18 protein-coding genes are annotated in these 19710 nt (G+C 65.5%); 13 read left to right on the plus strand and 5 right to left on the minus strand.

Annotated features, from left to right (window positions below; genetic code table 11):
* Positions 1-223: 223 nt before the first annotated feature.
* The 6 genes from C5N93_RS22955 to tam all read left to right on the plus strand — a co-directional run bounded on the left by C5N93_RS22955 (position 224) and on the right by tam (position 5068).
* Entirely contained in the window at positions 224-1024 is an 801-nt protein-coding gene (locus C5N93_RS22955) for a M23 family metallopeptidase (RefSeq protein ID WP_242561049.1), read from the plus strand.
* A 135-nt stretch (positions 1025-1159) separates the two neighbouring features.
* Entirely contained in the window at positions 1160-2149 is a 990-nt protein-coding gene (locus tag C5N93_RS22960) for a metallophosphoesterase (RefSeq protein WP_242561050.1), read from the plus strand.
* 15 nt (positions 2150-2164) lie between these two features.
* Positions 2165-2536 (plus strand): cupredoxin family copper-binding protein, encoded by a 372-nt coding sequence (locus tag C5N93_RS22965; protein WP_347403322.1) that lies wholly within the window; start codon positions 2165-2167, stop codon positions 2534-2536.
* A 121-nt stretch (positions 2537-2657) separates the two neighbouring features.
* Entirely contained in the window at positions 2658-3335 is a 678-nt protein-coding gene (locus tag C5N93_RS22970) for an RNA polymerase sigma factor (protein ID WP_242561051.1), read from the plus strand.
* Entirely contained in the window at positions 3328-4212 is an 885-nt protein-coding gene (locus C5N93_RS22975) for an anti-sigma factor (protein WP_242561052.1), read from the plus strand. The genes C5N93_RS22970 and C5N93_RS22975 overlap by 8 nt, the downstream gene beginning before the upstream one ends.
* 43 nt (positions 4213-4255) lie before the next feature.
* Positions 4256-5068, plus strand: coding sequence for a trans-aconitate 2-methyltransferase (tam, locus tag C5N93_RS22980; protein ID WP_242561053.1), 813 nt, complete (start codon positions 4256-4258; stop codon positions 5066-5068).
* Here the strand turns inward: tam and C5N93_RS22985 are convergent.
* The 3 genes from C5N93_RS22985 to C5N93_RS22995 form a co-directional block, all read right to left on the minus strand.
* Positions 4999-6429, minus strand: coding sequence for a chloride channel protein (locus C5N93_RS22985; protein WP_242561054.1), 1431 nt, complete (start codon positions 6427-6429; stop codon positions 4999-5001). The two genes, tam and C5N93_RS22985, sit on opposite strands and share 70 nt — an antisense overlap.
* A 111-nt stretch (positions 6430-6540) precedes the next feature.
* Complete coding sequence (locus tag C5N93_RS22990; RefSeq protein WP_242561055.1) at positions 6541-8088, minus strand: ATP-binding protein; 1548 nt, start codon at positions 8086-8088, stop codon at positions 6541-6543.
* Positions 8081-8959 (minus strand): response regulator, encoded by an 879-nt coding sequence (locus tag C5N93_RS22995; RefSeq protein WP_242561056.1) that lies wholly within the window; start codon positions 8957-8959, stop codon positions 8081-8083. The genes C5N93_RS22990 and C5N93_RS22995 overlap by 8 nt, the downstream gene beginning before the upstream one ends.
* A 237-nt stretch (positions 8960-9196) precedes the next feature.
* Between C5N93_RS22995 and C5N93_RS23000 the strand changes: the two genes are divergently transcribed.
* From C5N93_RS23000 to C5N93_RS23025, 6 genes are all read left to right on the plus strand, one after another.
* Positions 9197-10360 carry an ABC transporter substrate-binding protein gene (locus C5N93_RS23000; RefSeq protein ID WP_242561057.1) on the plus strand — a complete coding sequence of 388 codons (1164 nt, stop codon included), beginning with the start codon at positions 9197-9199 and terminating at the stop codon, positions 10358-10360.
* A 92-nt stretch (positions 10361-10452) separates the two neighbouring features.
* Positions 10453-11499: an iron ABC transporter permease gene (locus C5N93_RS23005; protein WP_242561387.1), complete on the plus strand. Its 1047-nt coding sequence runs from the start codon at positions 10453-10455 to the stop codon at positions 11497-11499.
* 68 nt (positions 11500-11567) lie between these two features.
* Positions 11568-12341: an ABC transporter ATP-binding protein gene (locus C5N93_RS23010; protein WP_242561388.1), complete on the plus strand. Its 774-nt coding sequence runs from the start codon at positions 11568-11570 to the stop codon at positions 12339-12341.
* Between the two features lie 193 nt (positions 12342-12534).
* The gene (locus C5N93_RS23015; RefSeq protein WP_242561058.1) at positions 12535-15069 is read left to right on the plus strand and encodes a TonB-dependent siderophore receptor; all 2535 of its coding nucleotides are present in this window, start codon (positions 12535-12537) and stop codon (positions 15067-15069) included.
* Positions 15070-15098: 29 nt separating this feature from the next.
* Entirely contained in the window at positions 15099-15779 is a 681-nt protein-coding gene (locus C5N93_RS23020; RefSeq protein ID WP_242561059.1) for a Fe2+-dependent dioxygenase, read from the plus strand.
* A gap of 68 nt (positions 15780-15847) precedes the next feature.
* Complete coding sequence (locus C5N93_RS23025) at positions 15848-16768, plus strand: AraC family transcriptional regulator (protein ID WP_242561060.1); 921 nt, start codon at positions 15848-15850, stop codon at positions 16766-16768.
* Here the strand turns inward: C5N93_RS23025 and C5N93_RS23030 are convergent.
* The gene (locus C5N93_RS23030) at positions 16701-17690 is read right to left on the minus strand and encodes a LysR substrate-binding domain-containing protein (RefSeq protein ID WP_242561061.1); all 990 of its coding nucleotides are present in this window, start codon (positions 17688-17690) and stop codon (positions 16701-16703) included. The two genes, C5N93_RS23025 and C5N93_RS23030, sit on opposite strands and share 68 nt — an antisense overlap.
* A gap of 247 nt (positions 17691-17937) precedes the next feature.
* On the opposite strand from C5N93_RS23030, the gene C5N93_RS23035 reads away from it, so the two are divergent.
* Entirely contained in the window at positions 17938-18690 is a 753-nt protein-coding gene (locus tag C5N93_RS23035; protein WP_242561062.1) for a sulfite exporter TauE/SafE family protein, read from the plus strand.
* Positions 18691-18731: 41 nt separating this feature from the next.
* On the opposite strand, the gene C5N93_RS23040 is transcribed toward C5N93_RS23035, so the two are convergent.
* A complete protein-coding gene (locus tag C5N93_RS23040) occupies positions 18732-19628 on the minus strand; it encodes a LysR substrate-binding domain-containing protein (RefSeq protein ID WP_242561389.1) in 897 nt (298 codons plus the stop codon).
* Positions 19629-19710 lie beyond the last annotated feature (82 nt).

A 19710-nucleotide genomic window follows, 5' to 3' on the forward strand; every position in this document is an offset into this window, starting at 1 on the left:
CTGCGTCGATTCTGATTTAGTCTATCGAGCGATGCCTTTTTCACGTCCGCCGTCTTCTGCTTCCTGCGCGTCTTCCAACCCTTCCGCCCCGTGTATCGACACCGTGCCGGACGACCATGCGCGACGCTCAGTCAAGCAGAGCGCCTCCCTGTCTCTTTTGCCCCGTGCGTGGGTCTGGTTATGTCTTGCGGCACCGTTGCCCGCGCTGGCGGAGGGGGGCGCATTGCCGCTGCATTCGCGTCTGACGACGTCATCGATGCAATCGGTCGCGCCGCTGCCTGCTGCACTATCGCCGCTCCTCCCGACGGCGCACAGCCGCCTGCAAGGACGTCTCTGCGGTGAGTTCTCGCCAGTCGCATCTCTCCCGGTTTTCGCCGCGCCGGGGCAGAGCGTATGGTTCCCGACCACGAAACGCGTGACCGGCACGGCGCAATCGCGAACGTCCAAGTCGTTTGTCATGCCGGTCGAAGGGGCGCGCATGAGCTCGAACTTCGGGTCGCGTCGCCACCCTATCCGACGCGTGTCGCATCGCCACGACGGCATCGATTTTGCCGCGCCGAAGGGCACGCCGGTCGTGGCCGCAGCCGATGGCAAGGTGACATTCATTGGCGCCCAGCGCCGCGGCTTCGGTAATTACATCGTGATCGCGCACCGGTATGACAGCGAGACCCTCTATGCGCATTTGTCCGCCACGGCGCGCGATCTGCGTGTTGGCGATGTGGTCAAGGCGGGCGACCACATCGGTGCCGTGGGGCAGACCGGCATGGCGACCGGGCCGCATCTGCATTTCGAACTGCGGCGTAACGGCGATCCGGTCGATCCGAAGCCTTTGTTGACCCGGGGGACGATCAAGGCCATCGGCGGCGGCACTTCCGCAGGCCAGGCGTCGGGTAAGGACGATTGTCAGAGCGTCGCGCCGGCCGCGCCGGCATGGCAAGTCCACTGGCAACCCCACGGACCGGCAACGTCGATCGGCACGAGCGGGCGTGTCGGCGGCGCGCGCTGGAACTTCGCGCCGATGTGAGGTTATCGCTGCCCGACACATCGCTTTTCTGACTTCGGGAATAAAACGGCACGTGCACCGGTAATACGGGTAACGGCGCTTGCGACCTCTGTCATCCGGACGAGGCGGCGCCGACCCACCGTGTGGAGGTGTGCCATGCATCATCGGGATGGCGAGGAAGTCGGGAGGGCGAACGAAGGCGAAGCGTCATCGTCATCGCCATGGATATCGCGCCGTCGGGCGATGGCCTGCCTTGCATGGGCAGGCGCAGGCATTCTGTGGACGCTCGATGGCGGCGTGCCGCGCGGTGTGTCGCTGGGCGGCTGGGCGGCGTCAGCCGCCGAGACGGCGTCCAGCGATGTGTTGTCGTTCGTGCAGATCAGCGACAGTCACATCGGCTTCAACAAGGCGCCGAATCCCGATCCGGCCGCCACGCTTGCGTCGGCCATCGAGCGCATTCGCAACGATGCCCGGCGTCCCGCTTTCATGCTGCACACCGGCGACGTCAGTCATCTGTCCCGGCCCGAGGAATTCGATATCGCGCAGCAGATCGTGAACGGTGCGGGTCTCGAGACCCGTTACGTGCCGGGCGAGCATGACGTCATCGGCGACGACGGACGCGCCTTCTTCTCACGGTTTTCCCCCGATACCCAAGGCAAGGGCTGGTACAGCTTCGATCAGCGCGGCGTGCATTTCGTCGCGCTCGTGAACGTGCTTGGCCTCAAGGCGGGCGGCATGGGCTACCTTGGCGACACACAACTCGCCTGGCTCGCCGCCGATCTCAAGGGGCGCTCGCACAGCACGCCCGTCGTGGTGTTCACGCACATGCCGTTGTGGTCCGTCTATCCCGCGTGGGGCTGGGGCACGGACGACGGTGAGCGTGCATTGGCACTGTTGCGCCCGTTCGGTTCGGTGACGGTGCTCAACGGGCACATCCATCAAGTGCTGCAAAAGGTGGAGGGCAACGTGCGGTTGCAGACCGCCATGTCGACGGCATTCCCGCAACCGGCACCTGGCGAGGGTCCGGGGCCGGGGCCGTTGAAGGTCGAGACGTCGCAATTGCGTCAGACGCTGGGCATTCGACGCGTCGAATTCACCTCGCTCGACGGTGCGCCGCTGCTCGGCGACGCGACACTCGTCTCCTGATGACGGAGCCGTCTCATGAAATCCGATGATCTCGATACACAGGGTGCGCAGCGTCGCGCGTTGCTGGGGCGTGTGGCCGTCGCGGCGGCCGGCATGATCGTCTTCGGCGCGCCATGGCGTGCGGGCGCTGCGCAGACGACCGCGGTACACATCGACAACTTCACGTTCTCACCCGCGACACTCACGGTCAAAGCGGGCGCGACCGTCACGTGGACCAACCGCGACGACGAGCCGCACACGGTCACGAGTGCCGCCATGCCGCGCGTGTTTGCGTCGGGCGCGCTCGACACTGACGGCACTTACGCCTTTACCTTCGACAAGCCGGGAACGTACCCGTACTTCTGTGCAATCCACCCGCACATGACGGGCGTGATCGTCGTGAAATGATCGCCTTGCGGTGCAGATGTGATTCAATGCGCTCATCGACGTTGTTTCGCATAGTCATGCAGCGTCGGTCCGACTCGTACGTTCACCCGGGCACTGCGCTGCCCTTATTCGGGAGATCCCGGTGACCGACGCTGATCCCTCCGGCGCTGCGGCGTCAGGACGATTCGAAGCACTGGCCTTGCCGCATCTCGATGCGGCATACAACCTTGCGCGCTGGCTGTCGGGCAGTGCGAGCGATGCGGACGATATCGTGCAGGAGGCCTATCTGCGGGCATTGCGGTTCTTCGACGGCTTTCGCGGCGAGAACGCTCGCGCATGGCTGCTCGCGATCGTGCGCAATACGTGGCTGACCGAGTGGCGTCGCCGCTCCGATGCCGCTGACGGCACACCGTTCGACGAATCCACACATGGCTTGCATGGCGAAGGGCATTTACCCGGCTGGGACGATGCTGCGCCCGGCGATCCGGAGATGCTGGCGGTGCGCCGCGACGAGTGTGCGCTCGTGCGCGATGCGCTGGCCACGCTGCCGGTCGTGTATCGCGAAGTGCTGGTCTTGCGAGAGATGGAAGATATGAGCTACCGGGAGATCGAGACGATCGTGGGGGTGCCGGCGGGCACGGTCATGTCGCGTCTGGCGCGAGGCCGGCAGATGCTCGCTGCGGCAGTGCTTGCCGCGCGAGGCAGGCAAGAAACGCCAACGCCGGGAGATGCGAGATCGACATCTGCCCAGGTGACGCCGCTGGCTCGTCACAAACGTCTGCCGCTCGACGGCACCCACCGGGGAGGACGCGATGAATAAGCCCGACGATCCCAGAGACACTGCCGCGACGTCGTCCGACGATGCGGGACCGGCAACCGCTCGCAACGAGGACACGACGCTGGGCAAGATGCTGCGCGACGGTTCGTTGCATCACAAGGCGCCGCAGGCGTTGCGCGAGCGTCTGCGTGACGAGTTGGCGCAAGCCGAACGTCGTGCGACGTCAGCGCAGGACACGGCGGCGTCATCGGCCGATGCGGTGTCCACGCCGAAGCCTGAACCGAAACCCGAACCCAAGCCATCGCATTCGTCGACTACGTCAAATGCGCCGAACGTGCCGAAGCCCTCCGGCAAGCCCGTCGACCTCGCATGGGGATCGAGCCTGGCGCCGTGGTTGTTCGGTGGCGCGGGCGGCGCGATCCTCGGCGGCCTTGCCGTGGCGATGGCGCTGCTCGTCGGGCGACCGCCGGTCCCCGCACCGGTGCCCGATCCGCAAACGCCGACCGGACTGCAACCGCAGGAAATCGTATCGAGTCACGTGCGCGCCCTGTTGTCGCAGCATCCTATCGATGTCGTCTCGACCGATCAGCACACCGTCAAACCGTGGTTCAACGGACGTCTCGATTACGCGCCGCCGGTGGTCGATCTGTCGGCCAAGGGGTTCCCGCTGGCGGGCGGAAGGCTCGACTACGTCGGCCAGCGCACGGTGGCCGTTCTCATCTATCACACGGATAAACATCCGATCGATCTTTACGTGTATCCGGCACGTGACAAGGCGTCCGCCGCGCCCATGATCTCGGGCGCTGACGGCTATGCGATCGCACGCTGGCGGCGAAACGGGATGACGTACTGGGCGATCACCGACGCAGAACCCTCGCACCTGCGCGTTTTTGTGGAGGCATTGCAGGCGGCGACCTGATATCGTGACGGCTATCGATCGACAGCCCCCGATGGAGCGATTCATGCCGCAAAACACGATGTCCCCCGCCACTGGTCCCACCAACCCGGCGTGGCAGGCGTCTCAGTACGTCAAGTTCGAAGACGAGCGCACGCGTCCCGTGCGTGATCTCGTGGCCGCCATTCCCGAACTTCCCGGGCGTGAGGCGACACGTGTGGTGGATATCGGTTGCGGTCCCGGCAACTCGACCGAAGTGCTGGCCGCGCGCTACACGCAGGCACAGGTGCATGGTCTGGACAGTTCGCAGGACATGGTCGACGCGGCGCGCAAGCGTCTGCCGCAGTTTCATTTCGACGTTGCCGATATCGGGAAATGGAAAGACGGTCCGTTCGACGCGATTCTCGCGAACGCCGTGCTGCAATGGCTGCCCGATCACGAGACGTTGTATCCGCGTCTGATCGATTGTCTGTCGCCGGGCGGATCGCTGGCCGTGCAGACACCCGACAACCTCGACGAACCCGCGCACCAGCTGATGCGCGAAGTCGCCGCCGATCCGCGTTGGGCCGATACGCTCAAGGGGACGGAGCGCACTGCGCGCCATGGCGCCACGTTCTATTACCCGATGCTGCGCGCGCTGTGCTCGCGCGTCGACATCTGGCGCACGACATACTATCACCCGCTCGCGGGCGGCGCACCGGCGGTGGTCGAATGGTTCAAGGGCAGCGCGTTGCGTCCGTTCCTCGCGAAACTCGACGACGCTTCGCGCGAAGCCTTCCTGAATCGTTACACCGAGGAAATTGCGAAGGCTTATCCGGCGTTGGCCGACGGCACGGTGCTGCTGCCGTTCCCGCGACTCTTCGTCGTCGCAACACGCTGAACACGCTGATCGAGCCAGCGCGCGGTACAGGCTGCGCCGGCGACAGCGAGCAACATCGGCGCGAGGAAGTCCTGATTCACGTGCGTGAATTCCAGCGCCAGCACGACGGCCGTGATCGGCATGCGCATCGACACGGCAAGGAATGCGGTGGCCCCGATGAGGGCTGCCGCGCCGAGCGCCACGCTCATCTCCCATCCCTGCGGCAGCGCGCCGTTCCACACACCCGCCAGCACGACGGCGAGTAACGCGCCGTTGGCCAGCCCCGGCGTGAGCAATCCTCCGGCCGCACCGGCACGCAGACTGCTCCACGTGAAGGCAACGCGCAGCACGAGCAACACGAACGCCAGCGCCGTCACCAGCTCGCCGTTGAATGCGAGCGATGCCGGTCCTTTGCCGTTGCCCGGCAACTGCGGGTACCACGCGATGACCAGCCCCAACACCATGAAGTTGGCGAGTGCGAAGACGGGCGCACGCCAGTCACGCGGTGCGTTGGCGCGCGCGCTTTCCGTCAGACGCGCATACGCCCAGGCCGCCACGCCGACGAGCGGGCCGCACACGAGCGACCAGCCGACCAGCGGTGCCGTCACGTCGAACGTGGGGATCGTGTACTGCTGCTCCGCGCCCATGCCGATCCACGCGACGGCGGCGGCAATTGCCGAGGTGGCGAACGCGGGCAGCACGGCACGCCAGGCGAAGGTGCCGAGCAACACTTCGAGCACGAAGATCGCGCCACCGAGCGGCACGTTGTACACGGCCGCCAGTCCGGCGCCCGCGCCGCAGGCGACCAGCAGGCGGCAGTGCTCCGTCGACAGCCCCGCGCGACGCGCGAGCTGGTCGGCCACCAATGCTCCGATTTCCCGGGGGGCGACTTCGCGTCCCAGCGGCGAGCCGAGCGCGACTGTCACGATTTGCAGCAAGGCATGCGCAAGCGTGCTGCCCACCGGCATGGGGCGGGCGCGGCCCACGGCTTCCTTGATGGAAACAAGCTTCGCGCCGTAGCGATGCACGGCGTACCAGCCGAGCCCGGCGACCACGCCGCATAACGTCAACACGGCAAATCGGCGTTCGGCAGACGCGGCTGCCACACCGGTCAGGAAACTCTGTGCACCGAAGACCTGATCCTGCGCGTAACCGAAGGCGAGATGCTGCACGATATGGAGCAGGGCGGCGAGCAAGGTCCCGCCGATACCCGCACCCACGCCGGTGAGTATCGTGACGACGGCCAGCGTGACGAGCGGCGTCGCACGAACGTCGTTCGTACTCGTCGTCGCGGGTTCACGTCCGGTCGTTGCAGCAACCGCCGCGCGGGCTGGCGTGGGAATGGTGGGAAGGGTGTCTTGCGTGACCTGCGTGGTATTCATTTTGCTGCGTCCTGGTTGACGTCGGGGCCGACGTCCTGACCGGGTGGGTAAGGGAATACCCGGATTTTATGGCGCGTCGCAGCATAAGAGAAATGAATGTTCTGTTGTAATTTATGAGTATTTCGTATGTGTGTCGAGGGTGACGTCCGGACCCGCGACAGGCAGATGCAGTTCGGCGCGCAGGCCGCCGCCCGGGCGATTCGAGAGGATGAGCGAGCCGTCGTGCGCCTGTGCGATGGTGCGGGCGATGGCAAGGCCAAGACCGGCGCCGTCTGGTCCGGCGGCGAAAGCGCCCGGCGCCTGATTCGACGACTGATTCGACGATTGCCGATGCACGCCCGTCCGGACGAAGGGCTCCACCGCAGCCGACAGCTCCGCGTCCGGAATGCCCGGACCGCGATCTTCCACGACGATCTCGAGATGCGTCCCCTGCGCCGACAGATGTGCCGACAGGCGGCATCCGCCTGCATAGCGCAGCGCATTGTCGACGAGATTCTGAACGCAGCGACGCAACGTTCGCGGATAGCCACGCACGGTGCCGCTCACGCTCTGCTCCCGCACGCGCACATCTCCGCCGGTCTCGCGGGCGTCTTCGGCCACGGCGTGCAGCAGGGCGTCGATATCGACATCGCGCAGGGCCTCGCCGCTGGGTACGCCACGCACGTGATCGAGCGACGCCGCGATCATCGCTTCCATCTCCATCAGGTCCTGACGAAAGCGCTCGCGCTGCACCGGATCGCTCAACGTTTCGGCGCGCAAGCGCAAGCGGGTGAGCGGCGAGCGCAGATCGTGGGAGACGGCAGCCAGGAACGCGGTACGGGCCTGCATCGCTTCGATGAGGCGATGCTGCATGGCGTTGAACGTCTGCGCGGCGCGGCGCACCTCCACCGGCCCGCTCTCATCGAGCGGCGGGCTGTGAATGTCGCGCCCGAGCCGGTCGGCAGCCGCCGACATTCGAGCCAGCGGACGCAGCGCGATTCGCACGGCAATGACCGCAATCAGGATGACCGCGAAAATGCGCGCCAGATAGATGCGTACGAAGTAATCGGCAAACGCGGCGCCGGGGCGCAGGTCCAGTCCCGCCTGACCGGCCACGACTGCCAGCGACAACCACTGCCCGTCTTGCAGGCGAACGTCGGCCGCCAGGTGTGCCGTCGGTGCATGTGCGCGCAGCAGGGTGGCGAGCGCCAGCGGTTCGCCGGTGTCGTCGTAAAGCACGACGGGATGGGCGACGAACGGATGCGCGGGGCCGAGTTGCGACGTCAGCACGCTGTCGAACAGATCGTCCGAGAAGTGCGACATGCTTTGCTCATGCGCGGGCGCGTCGATCTCGCGCACCTCCACACCGGTCGCCCGCAGACGCTGCATGAGCGCAGCGCGCTCGGCCGGCGGAACGACATCGAACAGCTTCACGGCGTCGGCGATGCGGGCGCCGCCCGAGCGCACCGGCACTTCCGCCACGCGGCCGTAGCGCGCGTCGAACCACACCGTGCCCGTGACGAGTTGCGTGGCGAGCATGCCGATCACGAGAATCAGCGCGAGCCGACCGGAGAGGGTGCGGGGCCAGCCGACGTAGCGCCGCGCGTTGCGAAGCCAGCGGGCCGCGAACGACTGGCTGACTTCCTGACGTGCGGACGTCGTGCGGGAAGCGTCAGACACTGGAGGCCACCACGTCGGCCGCGAGCATGTAGCCCTCGTTACGCACAGTGCGAATCAAAGGAGACGGGCGCGCGCGCATATCGAGATGCGCGCGCAGACGGCTCACGCATACATCGATGGCCCGGTCGTTGGCCGCGCCATGACGACCGAAGGCGCAATCGAGCAGGAAGTCTCGCGAGAGCGGGCGATGCGGGTGCATGACCAGCGCCTGCAACGTCCGGTAGTCGGAGCCGCCAAGCGTGATGACACGCCCCTCGGGCGAAATGAGCTGACGGGCGAGCGTGTCGAGACGCCAGCCGTCGAAATCGAAGAACGCGGCCTGCGACGGCAGCGTGTGCGGGGCGATGGGCGGCGTTGACGTGAACGTGCGTCCGTGCGGCACGGGGGTGCTCGGTCCTGGCGCCGACGATGCAGAAGGTGCCCCCGGCGGCGCACTGCCCACCGCCGACGTCGCCCCGGCTTGCGCGCTGCCCGGCGGCAGACGCGGGCCACGACGCAGCACCGCCTTCACGCGCGCGAGCAGCTCACGCGGATCGAACGGCTTGGGCAGGTAATCGTCCGCACCCACTTCGAGGCCGACGATGCGGTCGAGCAAGGTGCTGCGCGAGGTGAGCATCACGACACAGACATCACCGCGCGCATGCAATTGACGGCACAGCGACAGCCCGTCCTCGCCGGGCAGCATCAGGTCGAGCACGACCACATCGGCCGGGCGTGCGGCCAACTGCGCCCACATCTGAACGCCATCGGCAGCCGTTGCGACATCGAAGCCCGACTCCCGCAAATAGTCCGAGAGGAGGTCGCGGATTTGCGGATCGTCGTCGACGATCAGCAGGCGGGCATGGGCGGGCGAGGCGGACGAAGAAGTCATCGATGAAGAGGACGAGAAGAACGAAGGGAATGAAGCGCCGGCCGACATCACGACGACATTCCGAAGACCGGGAGTCTACCGGTGAGCACACGCGTTGCGCCCGTCGCCCATATACCGATACATGCCAATACAAACCAATACATACCGAAATTCCGTCAACACGAAGCCAACATAACGCAACGCTACATTCTAATAGAAATGAGAATGGTTCTTGATTCAATGTGGGATGTCATCGTTATGCTGAATTTCTTTTCGCGTCGCACGTCACTGGCTAACGTTGCCAGACAAGCGGCGTGCGTGGCAAGCGTCGTCGCGTCGGTGGCGCTCGGCGCGGCGATGCCGGCGCATGCCGGTGAAGTCGTCACCGACATGGCGGGCAGGCAAGTGACGTTGCCCGATCACGTCGACCGGATTCTGCTGGGTGAGGGGCGATTGTTGTACGCGGTGGCGTTGCTCGAAGGCAAGCAGCCGCTCAAGCGGATTGTCGGCTGGCAGGGCGAGTTGCAGTCGCTTGACCCGCAGACGTGGCAGCAGTACGAGAAGGTCTTCCCGCAGATCGACACCATTCCGAAGATCGGTCAGTCCTCGGAAGCCACGGTCAGCGCCGAGAAAGCGCTCGCGCTCAAGCCGGATCTGGCGATCTTCAGCATCGGCGGCCATGGCCCGGGACGTCACAATGCGCTCGTCAAGGAATTCGCCGCCGCCGGCGTGCCGGTGATCTTCGTCGACTTCCGTCAGAAGCCGCTCGAAGACACGGTGCCAAGCCTTCGCCTGATGGGGCGCGCGATGCATCGCGAAGCACAGGCCGAGGCTTACATCTCCCTCTATGAATCGCATCTGAAGGCCGTGCGCGACGCCGTGGCGACGATTCCGTCGAACCAGCGTCCGAAGGTGTTCGTGCAAATGCTCGCGGGCGTCTGGCCCGGATGCTGTCATACGGTCGGCAACGGCAACATCGGCGAATTCGTCGATGCGGCGGGCGGGGTGAACATCGCCCGCGACTTGCTGCCGGGCGTGATCGGCGATCTGAACATCGAGCACGTGATTGCGTCGCAACCGGACGTCTATATTGCGACCGGCACGCGGGGCAATGCCCACCAGTTGCGCATCCACGTCGGCGCGGAAACATCGGCCAGCGACGCGCGTGCGTCGCTCGACGCCTTCGTGAAGTCGCCGGGCATTGCTTCGATCAAGGCAGTGCGCGAGGGACGCACTCACGGGCTGTGGCACAACTTCTACGACTCGCCGTACAACATCGTCGCCGTCGAGGCAATGCTGGGCTGGTTCTATCCGGGACGCTTCAAGCAGATCGACGCGAACGCCACGTTCACCGAGATTCACCAGCGCTTCCTCGCCGTGCCGTACGGTGGTACGTACTGGACTGACGGAGACAAGCCGTGAGTCTTGCGGGAGAAATGTCTCATCCGTCGCAACCCTCCCAGTCCCCGCAACCTTCATTGAGCGACTCCTCGGCCCGACTGGCTGAAGAAGACGTGTTGCATGCGGGGGTGGCGAGCGGCTATCGCCAGTTGAATCTGCGCCGTGCGGTATGGCTTGTCGCGCTGGCGGCGCTCATCGTGTTGGCACTGGCGCTGGACTTCACGCACGGACCGTCGGCGCTAGGCTGGCGCGACCTGTGGCGTACGCTGGTGTCTTCGGGCACCGCGAGCCCGGACGCCCAGGTCATCGTCTGGCAGATCCGCCTGCCGTATGCGCTGATGGCGGTACTCGTCGGCGGCGCACTCGGTCTGGCCGGCGGCGAGATGCAGACGATCCTCGATAACCCGCTCGCCAGCCCCTATACGCTGGGGGTGTCGGCGGCAGCGGCGTTCGGCGCGGCGCTTGCCATCGTGCTCAATCTGCATGTGCCGGGCGTGCCCGATGTGTGGATCGTGCCCGTCAACGCCTTTATCTTCGCGCTCATCTCGGCGCTCGTGCTCGACGGCGTGGCGCGCTGGCGCGGTCTGCCGACCTCGGGCGTGGTGCTCATGGGCATTGCGCTGGTGTTCGTGTTTCACGCGCTCGTCTCGCTGATGCAGTTCGTGGCGACCGAAGACGCCTTGCAGGGACTGGTCTTCTGGACGCTGGGTAGCCTCACGCGCAGCGACTGGACACAGGTGCGTGTGCTCGGCGCCGTGCTCGCGATCATGGCGGTATTCGCGTGGCGTCAGTCGTGGGCAATGACGGCGCTGCGGCTCGGTGAAGACCGTGCGGCAAGTTTCGGCATTCGTGTCGCGCGGTTGCGTCTGGTCACGCTCATGCGCGTGTCGCTGCTGTCTGCGCTGACGGTGTCGTTCGTCGGCACGATCGGCTTCGTCGGCCTGGTCGCGCCGCACATCGCGCGAGGCATCTTCGGCGAAGACCATCGCTTCTATCTGCCGGGCTGTCTCATCGTGGGCGCGCTGGTCATGTCACTCGCTTCAATTGCATCGAAGACGCTGCTGCCCGGCGTCATCATCCCGGTCGGGATCGTGACGGCGCTCGTCGGCATTCCGTTCTTCCTGGTCATTGTCGTGCGCTCCAGCGGGAGGTCGCTGTGACGGTAACCGCCAACGCTGCGAAATTCCCGGTCCCGCCGGCAAGTACGCTTGCGCTAGGCGCGACGGGCATCGACGTGACGCTCGGACGTCGCCACATTCTGCACGCGGTGTCGCTGCCCACGCTGCCTGCCGGCACCGTGACGGCGCTGCTCGGGCCGAACGGTTCGGGCAAGTCGACCTTGTTGCGCACGCTCGCCGGACTCGTGTCCGGGCGCGGCGAAGTGACCTTCGGTCGCGAGACCCTGCATCGGTGTACCGGCCGCGCGCCGGCGCGTGATGTCGTCTATCTGCCGCAAGCGCTGCCCGCGGGCGTGCATCTGCGCGTACTCGAATCGGTGCTGGCCGCGGGACATGGCGCGCGGCACGCGTCGCGCGAGTCGGTCAGTGCGATGGCGCCCACGCCGGCCATCGTCATGGCGTTGCTCACCCAGTTGGGCATTGAAGCGCTCGCCATGCGTTTTCTCGACGAACTCTCCGGCGGTCAGCGTCAACTGGTCGGTCTGGCGCAGGCGCTGATCCGTGCGCCGCGCATTCTGCTGCTGGATGAACCGCTCTCGGCGCTCGATCTGCATCATCAGTTTCAGGTGATGCGTCTGATCGCTCGCGAGACGGTCGCGCGTCAGATGATCACCGTCGTGGTCATGCACGATCTGTCGATCGCCATGCGCCATGCCGATGCCGCCGTGATGCTGCGCGACGGTCGTGTGGTCGCGGCGGGCGGTGTCGACGAGGTCGTGACGGCCGACGCCATCGCCCGGGTATTCGACGTGCAGGCCCGGGTCGAGCGGTGCTCGCGCGGCCTGCCGCAACTAATCGTGGACGACGTCGTGACACCCGTCTAGACGCCGTTCGCTCTCCCGACGCGGCCCGCCGGTCTTCGTAGCACCTGCACCGGCGCGCCCAGCCACATCGCCACGCCGGCCGCGTCGTTTTCTCCTTGTTGTCCGAGTCAGTCCGAACGCTCCGACGGTGTCGCGCACACCCCGGCGCGCGAGGACGCCTTTTGTCTGTTCATCTCATAACGCATAACACCAGATGAAGCACTTGAATTCGTTGGAAGCCGACGCCTCGCTCGCGCCCTTCGCCGTGTCGCCGGGGGCGGCGCCCGGTGTGACGGACGTCACGACTGTCACGGCCGTCACCACAACCTCGGCAAGCTCGCGTCACACCCGTCTGCGACTGAAAACCCGCGTGACGGTGGCTGCCGCGCTGGCGGCCGCATCGCTGCATGCGGCTGCGCAGACCGCGCCCGCGACGGCGGTGACGCCCGCGCCTGCACCCGGCAGTGCCGCCGCACCCGCGCAGGCCACGGCCGCGTCGGCGGATGCCGTGGCTTTACCTGCCACGTCGGTCACGGCTACGGTCGATGCACCGTACAAAGCCGAAACGGTGTCGTCGTCCAAATACACGGCACCGCTGCGTGACATCCCGCAGAGCATCACCGTAGTGCCGAAGAAGGTGCTCGAAGAGCAGAATGCCCAGTCGTTGCAGGACATTCTGAAGAACGTGCCGGGCATCACGTTCATGTCGGGCGAGGGCAATCTGGGCTGGGGCGATCTGTTCTCGATTCGCGGCTTCTCCGCCGAGCAGAGCATCACCATCGACGGCGTGCGCGACGCAGGGCTGTCGAGTCGCAACGACACCTTCGACCTCGATCGCGTCGAAGTGTATAAGGGCACCGGCACGATCGAATCGGGGGTGGCAGCCCTGGGCGGATCGGTCAATCTCGTGTCCAAGGAAGCCGAGCTTGGCAGCTTCTACCGCTCGTCGTTCGGACTGGGCAGCGACAACTACCGTCGCATGACGGCCGACCTCAATCAGCAACTCGGCGACTCCACGGCGCTGCGTCTGAATCTCATGTCGCATCACAACGGGGTGGCGGGGCGCGATGAGGTGAAGAACGATCGCTACGGCATTGCCGCGTCGCTCGGCCTCGGTCTGGGCACGAGCACGCGTGTGATCTTCGACGTCTTCCACCAGAAGGACAACAACGTGCCCGACACGGGCCTGCCGATCCAGCGCGGCACGGGCGGTCAACTGATGCCGGGCGTGCAGCAGAGCAACTGGTACGGCGCGGCAGGCATCTACACGCAGCAGACCGAGAGCACGTCGCTATCGGGGCGCGTCGAGCACGACTTCAACGACACCACCCGCATTCGCAGCCAGTTGCGCTGGCAGCAGACGGACAACTTCTCGGTGCTGTCGCCCGCGCGATTCTTTGCAGCGAATGCCAACGGCAGCAAGATTTGCACGGGCACCCGCTGTGCGACGCTGGGTTATACGAGCATCGGGCCGTTGACGAACATCGGCGGGGTGAACTCGTACACCGACTACGGGCTGACGTCAGCGCCGTACGGCATTCTGCGCGGCAGCAACTTCGGCAATTCCACGCGTTATCAGATCCTCGATAACCAGACGGACCTGCGTTTCTCGGCGAACACGGGCCCGTTCAAGCACGACGTCGTGACCGGTTTCGAGCTGTACCGCGAGACCTACGGCGGCAACCCGCGCGCGGCCTACGTGCCGGCGGGCGACATGTTCTTCAACATGGCGAACCCGTCGAATTCGTTCGCGGGCACCTGGTCGATGGAAGGCAACAACCAGTCCAGCTCGACGGTCAACGACGCGGCCATTTTTGCGAGCGACACGATCACATTGTCGCCGCACTGGCAAGTATTGGCGTCGCTGCGCTATGACCGCTGGCGCGCGGAGACGAACGCGCCGAGCGGCGCCTCGATCACGTCGAGCACGGATGGCGCGTGGAGCGGGCGTGCGGGTCTCGTCTACAAGCCGGTCGAGCCGGGCAGCATCTACGTCTCGTACAGCCGCGCCACGCAGCCGACCGCCATCGGCGCGAGCACGAACAACCTGATCTTCGGCACGGCGTCGACCGCCAAGTACGACCCGGCCACGTCGCAGACGTATGAGATGGGGACCAAGTGGGATCTCGCCGGTGGCGCACTCGGCTTCACCGCTGCGATCTTCCGCACGGAACTCAGCAACTCGTGGCAGTACACGAGCGACGATACGTCGCCGGTGCGCGCGTTGCCCGCCAAGCGTGTCGACGGTGTCGAACTCGGCCTGCAAGGCAACATCACCGACAAGTGGTCGATCTTCGCCGGCGTGTCGCGCATGAAGAGCCGCATCACCAAGGGTGCGAACGAAGGGGCCGAGGCGGCCAACGTGCCGGACTGGAGCGGCTCGATCTGGACGTCGTACAAGGTCACGCCGGACCTCGCACTGAGCTATGGCGTTCAGTACGTTGGGCATCGTCGTTACACGGACAACCTTTACGTCGGCGGTCAGAACAACAACAGCAGCAACGCGTCGGGCCCGTCGGGCGTGAACCCGATCTACACGCAGGACAACGAGAAGGCGCCGAGCTACTGGGTGCATAACATTGCGGCGCGCTACCGCGTGAACCGTCACGTGCACGTCAACCTGAACCTGAACAACGTGTTCAACAAGTTCTACTACGCGCAGATCGGCGCCTCGCTCGACGGCTTCCAGCTGTACGGCGTGCCGGGTGCCGGGCGTACCGTGACCGTCAGCGCGGACATCGCGTTCTGAGCGCGTTCCGAGTCTGAGGAGACAGCATCATGATGATCGAGATCCCCGCCGTATTCAGCCGCGACGAAGCGCGAGCGCTGTGCGAGCAATTGCAGGCACAGACGTGGGTCGACGGCAAGGCGACGGCAGGCATGCAGTCGGCGCAGGCCAAGGAAAACCGGCAACTGGCCGAGGACGACCCCTGGGGGCAGCGTCTGGGCGAGGAGATCCTGCGGCGCCTGTCGCAGGATGCCGTGTTCATGTCGGCGGCGTTGCCGCGCCGGATCTACCCGCCGCTCTTCAATCGATACGAAGGCGGTGAGGCATTCGGCTATCACGTGGACAATGCGGTGCGGGGCATCAAGGGCGTGCGCGAGCGGGTGCGTACGGACTTGTCCGCCACGCTGTTCCTGTCGGACCCCGACAGCTACGACGGCGGCGAACTGGTGGTGCGCGACAGCTTCGGCGAGCGTGCCGTCAAGCTGCCGGCCGGTCACATGGTGCTGTATCCGGGCACGAGCGTGCACAAGGTCAATCCGGTCACGCGGGGCGTGCGACTCGCGTCGTTCTTCTGGATCGAGAGCCTGATTCGTGACGATGCGCAACGCAGCGTGCTGTTCGACATGGACGTGGCGATTCAGCGTCTCACGCAGCACGGCGCGGACGATGCGTCGCTGGTGCAACTGACGGGGAGCTATCACAACCTGTTGCGCATGTGGGCGGACGTGTAAGACCGTCGGATATCCCAACGGTATCGGGCGGCGGACGGTCGTGCGTCGCCCGGTGTAAAGTGACGGCCATGGATGCCGTATTTCAGCCCCTTCAGCCGTTCCAGCCATTCCGTAATGCCCCTTTGTACTGGCGCTCGTCGCTCGTTCCCGGGGGCGACATGCTCACGGCCGAGTACAACGATCACACCTTCGCGCCGCATTGGCACGATGCGTACACGTTCGCCTGCATCGTGGCGGGCGCCGAACGCTATGCCTATCGGGGCGGCGAGCATGTGGCCGATGCGGGTTCGGTCGCCATCATCCATCCCGGCGAGGTGCACACCGGCGCGCGCGAGACCGACTTCGGCTGGCGATATCGGGTGTTCTATCTGCCCGTCGGCTTCGTGCAGGGCGTGCATCGGCAGCTCGCCAATCCGCTGGCCGGGCCGATTGCGGTGTCAACCGCGCAGGGTGGCAATGGCGGCCACGACAGCATTGGCGATGCCATGCCGTGGTTCGGCGAGAACGTCATCTACGACGCTCAGGCGATGTACCGGCTGCTAGAGGCGCATCGACTGCTTCAGCTCGGCGCAGATCCGCTACTGGCGGAAAGCGTGCTGATCGAGGCGGTGTCGATGATGCTGGTGCGGCATGCGCAGGCCCGGGTGCCGGCGTTGGCGACGCATCGCGACGCGGTACGCGTCGAGACGATGAAGGCGCGCCTGTCCGCCGATCTCACCGAGTCGTTGTCGCTTACGGCGCTGGCCGAGGCGGTCGAGCTTTCTCCGTTCCACGCCGCACGTCTTTTCTCCCGCGAGACGGGGCTGGCGCCTCATGCCTGGCGCAATCAGTTGCGACTGGTCCGCGCATTGCCCGCGTTGCGTGCCGGGGCATCGGCAACGGATGTCGCGCTGGCGCAAGGTTTCAACGATCTCTCGCACTTCACCCGGTACTTCCGCCGCGCGTTTGGCGTGTCGCCCGGGAAGTGGAGCGTCGGGCCGGGCGCGTAGTCTTTGCTTCGGTGCCGACGTCCCCGACAGGCGTGCTGGCTGCGGCATGCACCCATGCGAGGAAATCCCGTAACGGTCTGGACTTGTCGGCGTCGCGCGGCACGAGCGTGACGTAGGTCGCGCCGTCGACCTGAATGTCCGGGAACGGCATGGCGAGGCGTCCGGCGGCGAGTTCGCGATTCAGTGTCGGCAGGCAGCCGATCCCCACGCCCAAACCATCCACGACCGCCTGCAAGCTCACGTGATAGTGGTCGAAACGATGGAATCGCACGGGTCGCAGTGCGGGCACACCCGCCGCACTCAGCCACTCCTCCCATGCGCCCACGCGTGTTTGCGTGGCGACGAAGTTGTGCTTCGCAAGATCTTTCAAACGACGCAAAGGCGACGCCTCCAGCAACGAAGGGGCCGCGACGACGGTCGCGCGTTCGGTGAACAGCACAGTTCTCTCATACGGTTCCCACTCGGGACGGGGCGGCGGATCGCGGCGAAGGGCGACATCGAACCCGCCACGAAACGCCGCGTCGCCGCTGCTTGATGTGGTGACGACGACCTGTACGTCGGGTTGCGCGGCATGAAACGCCGGCAGACGGGCGATCAGCCAATGCATGGCGAGCGTAGTCTGGGCGTTGACGCGGACCACGCGCGTGCGTGGCGCCTTGCCGAAGCGCAGCGCGGCGTCGCCGATGCGGTCGAACGCCGCACTGATCTCGGCGGCGAACGCGCGCGCATGGTCCGTTGCGACGTTGCGCTGGCCCTGACGCACGAACAACGTCTGGCCGAGCCACGCTTCGAGCAGCGCGATCTGACGGCTCACGGCCCCGTGGGTGATCGACAGTTCCTGTGCCGCAGCGCTCAGGCTCTGCGCACGGGCGGCTGTCTCGAACACGCGTAACGCGTGTAGCGGCGGTAGCTGACGCGACATCCCGAATCCTCCTAATGCGACTTGATGCGACCCAATCGTCGATCTGTGACTTTTTATCACGGAAGAGCGACGATTTTATCGATGGTGTGAGCGATGATCATGCTTTATTGTGGCGGCTCTGGCCACACGTGCCAACGAAGCGCGCGGGTTACCACGCGAAACCACGTGGCGAGAAAAGACCAAGGGCAGTAATTAGCAGTGAAACATCAGTAGCGAAACATCAGCAGCGAAAAACGGCGAGGCATGAATGCTGGAAGGATTCTTGGCGGGGCACGCATGGGGCATGGCGATGATCGCCATCGTGGGGACGGCGGCCGGCGCGGTGAGTGGGGTGGTCGGCACGGGTTCGTCGATGATGCTGTTGCCGGTGCTGGTCTACACGTATGGCCCGAAGCAGGCCGTGCCGATCATGGCGGTGGCTGCCGTCTTCGGCAACATCTCGAAGGTACTGGCGTGGTGGCGTGAGATCGACTGGCGTGCGGTCTGCGCCTACTCGGTGCCGGGTGCTCCGGCCGCCGCGCTCGGTGCGAAGACGCTATGGATTCTGCCGTCGACCGTCGTCGATATCACGCTAGGGCTATTCTTCATCGCGATGGTGCCCACGCGCCACTACCTGCAACGGCGTCAATGGCGGTTGTCGCTCTGGCAACTGGCTGTCGTTGGCGCCGTCATCGGGTTCCTCACCGGGATTGTGCTCTCGACCGGACCGCTCAGCGTTCCGGCGTTTGCGGCCTACGGCTTATCGGGCGGCGCCTTCCTCGGCGCGGAATCGGCCAGTTCCGTCTTCATCTACGTGGCAAAAGTGCTGATGTTCTCCGGACTCGGCGCGTTACCTGCCGCCGCGTGGATCAACGGCCTGATCGTCGGCATGACCTTGATGCTCGGGACGATGCTCGGCAAGCGTTTTGTCCTCGGCATCTCGCCATCGGTGTTTCAGCGGCTGCTCGATACGATGCTGATCGTCTCCGGTGGGGTGATGCTGAGCGCGGCATGGCGGTAGGGCGTGGCGAATGGCATGACGTGCGGTTTGCCGTGGGCGCGTCAGCACGAGCGCGTTTCGCCGGCCTCGTCGAGCAGCCAGTGGGCAAACGCCTGCACTGGCCCCTGACTCAGCGCAATCGGCTCGGGCAGCACCAGGCAAAAGTGCTTCGATACGGCTTTGTCCTTCGGCCAGGGCGCGACTAATCGCCCTTGCGCCAGCTCTGCGCCAACATAAAGGTGCGGCACCAGGGCGACGCCCAACCCGGCGAGGGCGGCTTCGATCAGCATGGAATGAAGATCGTAGCGCGCGCCGATGGCGGAATTGGACAGCGGAATGTCGACAGCCTGTGCGTAGGTTTGCCAGGCGTCCGGATGCTGCCGTCGGTGAAGGCGAGGCAAGCTGTCCAGCGACACAGATTCACCGGCCCGCGCCAGCAGTGCCGGACTGCATACCGGAATCAGCACCTCTTCGAGCAGGTGATGCACATGCATGCCCGCCCATGCCGGATGATCGAAATGAATAGCGGCATCGAACCCGCTGCCCGCCAGCAGAAAGGGCGCCATGCATTCTGCGATGTGCACCGTGACGTTCGGATGCAACTGCGTGAAGCGCCCGAGTCGAGGGATCAGCCAGCGCGTGGCGAACGTCGGCGTGGCAGCGATATCGATGCTCGCCCCCTGGGCCGGCTGGCCCATCAGATACAGACTGTCTCGCTCAAGTCGATCCAGAATCTCGCCGACCTGCGCGGCGTATCGCGTCCCGTTGGGTAACAGACGGACCCGATTGCCGATCCGCTCGAACAGCGTCACCCCCAGAAATTCCTCCAGTCGTCCGATCTGTCGGCTGATGGCGCCTTCCGTACGGGCCAGTTCGTCGGCGGCTCGCGCGAAACTGCCGTGTCTGGCCGCCGCCTCGAACGCGAGAAGGGCGGAATGGCTCGGAATCTTGCGTCGCATGGAAATCGTCTCGCTGGGTGAATGCATGACGTCAGCTTGATTAAACATCAATGAAGCCTGACGTTTAGTCGCTATGACCGGG

The sequence above is a fragment of the Pandoraea sp. LA3 genome, from assembly GCF_022696215.1.
Classification (GTDB): domain Bacteria; phylum Pseudomonadota; class Gammaproteobacteria; order Burkholderiales; family Burkholderiaceae; genus Pandoraea; species Pandoraea capi.